Source organism: Aliivibrio sp. S10_S31 (genome assembly GCF_014694495.1).
GTDB lineage: Bacteria > Pseudomonadota > Gammaproteobacteria > Enterobacterales > Vibrionaceae > Aliivibrio > Aliivibrio fischeri.
In genome coordinates, this window is sequence record NZ_JAAUWR010000002.1 from 306,396 (window position 1) to 312,994 (window position 6,599).

Sequence of the window (6,599 nt, forward strand, 5' to 3'; positions counted from 1 at the left end):
TTTTTTATTCTTTATCTATTCCTTTGCTAAATCAGTGTAAACCAGATATTGCCAAGAAAAGCTTAATACATTGCATTTTCAGCGCTATACAAATGTTTAATTTGTAAATTAATGTTTCAATGAAACATCTATCTAACAATGTTAATATTTGCATTACAATAGAAACAAAAAAAGCGCCTTTCGGCGCTTTAATAAACAAAATTCATATCAACAATTATTGAGGATTATTCCCACTCGATTGTTGCTGGTGGCTTACCTGAAATATCGTAAACTACACGAGAAATACCATTAACTTCATTAATAATACGGTTAGATACTTTACCTAAGAAATCGTATGGTAAATGTGCCCAATGCGCAGTCATAAAGTCGATAGTCTCAACAGCACGTAGAGAAACAACCCAATCGTACTTACGACCGTCACCCATTACACCAACAGAACGAACTGGTAAGAATACAGTGAATGCTTGAGATACTTTATTATAAAGATCTGCATTGTGTAATTCTTCAATGAAAATAGCATCTGCGCGGCGAAGTAAATCACAGTATTCTTTCTTAATTTCACCAAGAACACGAACACCTAAACCTGGCCCCGGGAACGGGTGGCGGTAAAGCATGTTATAAGGTAAGCCTAGTTCTAGACCGATCTTACGAACTTCATCTTTAAATAATTCACGTAGAGGCTCAACAAGACCCATTTCCATATCATCTGGCAAGCCGCCAACGTTATGGTGTGATTTAATTACGTGAGCTTTACCTGTTTTAGATGCTGCTGATTCAATAACATCAGGGTAGATAGTACCTTGTGCTAACCATTTAGCATTTTTCAGTTTCTTAGATTCTTCATCAAAGATATCTACGAATACGTGACCGATGATCTTACGCTTTGCTTCAGGATCCGACTCACCTTCTAGTGCATCAAGGAAACGCTGTTCAGCATTAACGTGAATAATGTTTAGGCCAAATTTGTTGCCAAACATTTCCATTACTTGATCAGCTTCATTTAAACGTAGTAAACCGTTATCAACGAATACACACGTTAGTTTGTCACCAATTGCTCGGTGAGCAAGCATTGCAACTACTGATGAGTCAACGCCACCAGATAGACCAAGAATCACTTCATCATCACCTACTTGCTCTTTAATACGAGCAACGGCATCTTCAATAATAGAAGCTGATGTCCATAAACCTTCACAACCACACACATTAAGAACAAAGTTCTCAAGCATTTTCATGCCATTTTTAGTGTGAGTTACTTCTGGGTGGAATTGAACACCGTAGTATTTTTTCTCTTCATTCGCCATTGCAGCGTATGGACATGTTTCAGTCTCTGCAATTTTTACAAAATCAGATGGAATTTCAACGACTTTATCACCGTGGCTCATCCAAACATCTTGAGTTGCTTCAAGATCTTTAAATAACGCTGATTCACCAGTTACTTGTACCGCTGCATAGCCAAACTCACGCTCAGTTGATGTTGCAACTTTACCACCCAGTTGCTCTGCCATTGTCTGCATGCCGTAACACACACCAAATACAGGAACACCTGAATCAAATACATATTGTGGTGCACGAGGAGAGTTTTCTTCTGTAACACTCTCAGGGCCACCAGATAAAATGATACCGTCTGGATTAAAATCGCGGATGTCAGATTCTTCTACATCCCAGCTCCAAAGCTCACAGTAAACACCGATTTCACGAATACGACGCGCAACAAGCTGCGTATATTGAGAACCAAAATCTAAAATAAGAATACGTTGATCGTGGATATTAGTCGTCATTAGTCTTTCTCAAAAAATCATTTATTTAGTGTGGCTTTCATATAAACCACACGCTTAAAATTGAATTTGGTACAAAGTATTTTTTCTTTATATTTCAAAGCAGAATCATTCGAGTTCTAGGAAAAGGCACGGAGTTTACAAGTGTAAATGAGTACCTTTGACAACGAAATCGGAAGATTCTGCAAAGAAAATTAAGAAAAATTAGTCTAGGCGCTTCTTTTAACCCAAACGATAATTAGGCGCTTCTTTCGTAATTTGAACATCATGCACGTGAGACTCTTTCATCCCTGCACCTGAAATACGAACAAATTCAGCTTTAGTACGCATGTCTTCAATTGTTGCTGAACCTGTTAGGCCCATGCTTGAACGTAAGCCACCCATTTGTTGGTGAACGATCTCTTTTAGACGACCTTTATATGCGATACGACCTTCGATACCTTCTGGTACCAATTTATCTGCTGCGTTATCTGATTGGAAGTAACGGTCTGAAGAACCTTGAGACATTGCACCTAGAGAACCCATACCACGGTATGCTTTGTATGAACGGCCTTGGTAAAGAATCACTTCGCCTGGTGCTTCTTCTGTACCAGCAAACATTGAACCAACCATCACACATGATGCGCCAGCTACGATTGCTTTACAGATGTCACCAGAGAAACGGATACCGCCATCAGCGATGACTGGAATACCGTATTCAGCCGCTGCTGATGCTGCATCTGCAATAGCTGTTACTTGAGGAACACCAACGCCTGTTACGATACGAGTTGTACAGATTGAACCTGGACCAATACCCACTTTAACAGCGCTTACGCCAGCTTCGATTAATGCTTTTGCACCAGCCGCTGTAGCAACGTTACCACCGATAATATCTAAATCTGGGTATGCAGCACGTGTTTCACGGATACGGTTTAACACCCCTTCAGAGTGACCGTGTGAAGAGTCGATTAATAGAACATCTACACCAGCTTCAACTAGTGCTTTAACACGTTCTTCGTTACCTGCACCTGCACCTACTGCAGCACCTACACGTAGACGACCACGCTCGTCTTTACATGCATTTGGTTTACGTTCTGCTTTATGGAAATCTTTTGCAGTGATCATACCGGTTAGTTGGAACTCATCGTTCACTACCAATACTTTTTCTACACGCGCTTCATGCATTTTCTCTTGAACTTCTTCACGAGTAGCGCCTTCTTTAACAGAAGCTAAACGCGATTTTGGCGTCATTACAACGTCAACTTTCTTAGATAAATCAGTTACAAAGCGAACATCACGACCTGTGATAATACCAACAAGTTCATTAGTTTCAGTTACTACAGGGAAGCCAGCAAAGCCGTGTTTCTCTGTTAGTTCTTTAACATCTTGAATAGTTGCGTCTGGACGAACAGTGACAGGAGCCGAAACAACACCAGCTTCAAAGATTTTAACTAGGCGAACTTCTTCAGCTTGCTGTTCAATAGACATGTTTTTGTGGATAAAACCGATGCCACCCTCTTGCGCTAATGCAATAGCAAGACGCGCTTCTGTTACCGTATCCATAGATGCTGAGATCATTGGAATATTCAGAGAAATGTTCTTGGTTAACTGAGTGCGAAGATCAGCAGTGTTAGGAAGAACTGTTGAGTGTGCTGGGACGAGTAAAACGTCATCGAAGGTTAGAGCTTCTTTTGCGATTCGTAGCATTTGCAATATCTCACAACAAAGGTGTTTAAAGGAATAAATCCCACTTTATCGTTTCGCATAATAAAGTGTTTTGGATTTGATATTGCAGACGGATTATACGCATAGCGCAAACGCTTGGCTACACATTTATTTATTTTTAATTTGCAATTACCCCCTTGATATGTATTATATTGCCGCTAATTCCTATAGCCATGTCTAAGGCATTCTGATGTCTCTCGATTCAAATCCTCGTATCTTTACTGTCTCTCGATTGAATGCTGAAGTTCGCCTATTATTAGAGAACGAGATGGGAATTGTCTGGTTAGTCGGCGAAATCTCCAATCTTACAGTGCCTGTTTCTGGCCACTGGTACCTCACATTAAAAGACAGTCAAGCACAAGTGAAATGTGCCATGTTTAAAGGCAATAACCGACGAGTTACCTTTAAACCACAAAACGGTAAACAAGTTCTTGTTAAAGCCCGCCTCTCTCTTTACGAACCTCGTGGTGACTATCAACTTATCATTGAAAGTATGCAACCTGAGGGAGATGGCCGTCTTCAACAAGAGTTTGATCAACTAAAAATGTCACTGGCCGCAGAAGGGTTATTTGCTCAGACAGCTAAGAAGCCCTTACCTGAACAACCAAAACGTGTTGGTATCATTACTTCACAAACAGGGGCTGCCCTTTTTGATATTCTCCATGTATTAAAGCGACGAGATCCAAACCTACCTGTTGTAATTTATCCAACTATGGTTCAAGGAAACGGCGCCGCTATACAGATAGCTCAAGCTATTGGGCGAGCTAACAGTCGTAATGAATGTGATATTTTAATTGTCGGTCGAGGCGGTGGTTCATTAGAAGATCTTTGGTGTTTTAATGAAGAGATTGTTGCGAGAACCATTGCTGCAAGTGAGATCCCAATAGTGAGTGCGGTTGGCCATGAGATTGATGTTACTATTGCTGACTTTGTTGCTGATGTTCGTGCACCTACCCCTTCAGCTGCCGCTGAATTAGTGAGTCGTGATTTATCTGCACAATTACAAACAGTTGCTCATCAGAAGCGCCGTTTAAATAGTGCAATGGAACGTTATTTATCACATCAACAACGCTCCTTATCTGCTTATCAACACCGAATTGAAAAGCAACACCCTCAGATGCAGCTAAACAATCAAAGCCAACGCTTAGATGATCTTAATCAGAGGTTGATGAATCATATTCAGCAGCGCCTTCAACGTCAACAATACAGAGTTGAAAACTTAACGCTACGATTAAACAATTTATCACCAACAAAAAGAATCTCTCAAGATAAATTGCATATTGAAGAACTCAAACGTCGCTTATTAGATTCAATGGATAGAAATCTACTAATGCAACGCCATCAATTAGCTTTAGCAGCAGAGAAACTCGATACAGTAAGCCCTTTAGCTACCTTAATGCGTGGTTATTCCATCACTCACAATCAAGATGGGAAGATCATCACTTCAACAAAACAAGTGGAGTTAGGTGATAACATTACCACTCGTTTTGCTGATGGTGATATTACATCAACGGTAACTAAAGCATCTGAACTTAGCTAATTGCAATTTCAGAAAATTCCGTTTTTGCTCGTGATTTAGACTTAAGTTCATTGCAATCATGACAAAAATAGCTTGCTGCGCCACAAGCATTAAGCTTTTCCATTTCTTTATTACAATCAGGGCAATAAACCACTTTCTTAAAATCTATCTGACAAAAGTCACAATGATAACCCTCTTTCTGCCAACGTAATTCAGATTGGCATTTTGGACATTGATTTTCTTGCATCACTCATTCCTTCTTTAATCGTTCTTATTCAATAATACTCTTTATTCAGTATATTCAAATGATGTGGATCTTCATGCTTATAGGGATCTGATCAGCGATCATGCCCTTTAAGAACATTTATATAACCACACCCCGAAAGCATTAGTTACATATGCTGTTTTTCAATTTAAAACCACATAAAAATCTAAATTTAACATTTAATATCAGAAGATCCAGCACATCAATCATTCTTTGGCTTATGATTTTCAGTGAAAAATACTCTAATTACACAAAATGCAGAATGAAATATACATGGAATGTAATTTCCATTTTTTAGATTATTTTTTAATCGATGTTGTTAGCATAAGGAGCTCTTGCTCACTTTTCTCTTCCAATTTGACAGTAATTGTTGCGTATTCTTTAAATGAACTAACATGCGTACCACCACAAGGAAGTTTTGCTATTCCATCTATACCAAAATCTACTATCCAGTAACGTGAATCGGTTAACGCTTTACCATCACATTGCATAGTTACTTGGCTTTCTAGGGCAAGCCACTCAATAATTTGATGATTGACAGCTTCTTCTATTGTCTGAAGATCCGCCATCATCTCTGCACTATTAAGACCACGCTTACGTAATGTTTTACCTAAACGATATACATCTTCACAATGATCTTCAGATACAAAGCTAGTTTCTTGCGCATAGCTATTAAAATTATAGTGGCCTAATTCGTCTTTTCTATCAGCATCTTTACGCCAGTAGTTAGCATGAAGCACTTTATTTAGTGCTAAATAAGCAATATGCCCTGCACTATGACCACGACTTAATGCTTTTTGATACTCCTCATCAACACGCAAAGTAACAGTATTTTCTACTGCTATATCCGCATCTTTAGAGATTAAATGCGAAACTACAAAGACCCATCCCTCTTCGCCACGTTTAATTGGAATATCTTTTCCAATATAAAGCTCAACTGTAGCAAGTTCTATAGCTCCAGTTTGACAAGCAAGTACTGAGTATTCTTCGTTATTAATCAGTATTACACCTTTATCTTCTGGGTGATCTGGCCAAATATGGCTAACAGGATGAAATGGTGTTGCTTTAGTAATAATCCACTTTCCTTGCTCTGTTTCTTTGATAAGTTGCACAGTGGAGTCTGATTGCCATGTGTTATGACAAAATAAAATTTCAGTTGCTGCTAATTGAGTCATGATTTTTACCTAAAAAAAACGCCCAACAACTAGGTTAATGCCGCTCGCTTAACAGCTAGCGGCTCTTTTTTTATAAGGGTAGCGCGGTGCTTTATAAAGCACTTGTCGCGGAAATGGTTTTCGCTTTCTTTTTTTTGGCAGGATTAGACGCTTCCCGCTTT

At 39.2% G+C, this 6,599-nt stretch carries 5 protein-coding genes; 1 reads left to right on the top strand and 4 read right to left on the bottom strand.

The window, feature by feature from the left end; genetic code table 11:
• Positions 1 to 224: 224 nt before the first annotated feature.
• Together guaA and guaB are read right to left on the bottom strand one after the other, a co-directional pair.
• Positions 225 to 1,778 carry a glutamine-hydrolyzing GMP synthase gene (guaA, locus tag HC728_RS02955; RefSeq protein ID WP_005417959.1) on the bottom strand — a complete coding sequence of 518 codons (1,554 nt, stop codon included), beginning with the start codon at positions 1,776 to 1,778 and terminating at the stop codon, positions 225 to 227.
• A 219-nt stretch (positions 1,779 to 1,997) separates the two neighbouring features.
• Positions 1,998 to 3,461 (bottom strand): IMP dehydrogenase, encoded by a 1,464-nt coding sequence (gene guaB, locus HC728_RS02960; protein WP_005417956.1) that lies wholly within the window; start codon positions 3,459 to 3,461, stop codon positions 1,998 to 2,000.
• 208 nt (positions 3,462 to 3,669) lie between these two features.
• Between guaB and xseA the strand changes: the two genes are divergently transcribed.
• Positions 3,670 to 5,019, top strand: a complete 1,350-nt coding sequence (gene xseA, locus HC728_RS02965) for an exodeoxyribonuclease VII large subunit (protein ID WP_190395113.1) — start codon at positions 3,670 to 3,672, stop codon at positions 5,017 to 5,019.
• On the opposite strand, the gene HC728_RS02970 is transcribed toward xseA, so the two are convergent.
• Positions 5,012 to 5,245, bottom strand: a complete 234-nt coding sequence (locus tag HC728_RS02970; protein WP_054776004.1) for a zinc ribbon domain-containing protein — start codon at positions 5,243 to 5,245, stop codon at positions 5,012 to 5,014. The two genes, xseA and HC728_RS02970, sit on opposite strands and share 8 nt — an antisense overlap.
• Positions 5,246 to 5,562: 317 nt before the next feature.
• Entirely contained in the window at positions 5,563 to 6,438 is an 876-nt protein-coding gene (locus HC728_RS02975; protein ID WP_054776005.1) for a hypothetical protein, read from the bottom strand.
• Between the last annotated feature and the right edge of the window lie 161 nt (positions 6,439 to 6,599).

Excerpts from the sequence above, each read along its gene's own strand:
- guaA (WP_005417959.1), bottom strand. The coding sequence starts at position 1,778 with ATGACGACTAATATCCACGATCAACGTATTCTTATTTTAGATTTTGGT.
- guaB (WP_005417956.1), bottom strand. The coding sequence starts at position 3,461 with ATGCTACGAATCGCAAAAGAAGCTCTAACCTTCGATGACGTTTTACTC.
- xseA (WP_190395113.1), top strand. The coding sequence starts at position 3,670 with ATGTCTCTCGATTCAAATCCTCGTATCTTTACTGTCTCTCGATTGAAT.
- HC728_RS02970 (WP_054776004.1), bottom strand. The coding sequence starts at position 5,245 with ATGCAAGAAAATCAATGTCCAAAATGCCAATCTGAATTACGTTGGCAG.
- HC728_RS02975 (WP_054776005.1), bottom strand. The coding sequence starts at position 6,438 with ATGACTCAATTAGCAGCAACTGAAATTTTATTTTGTCATAACACATGG.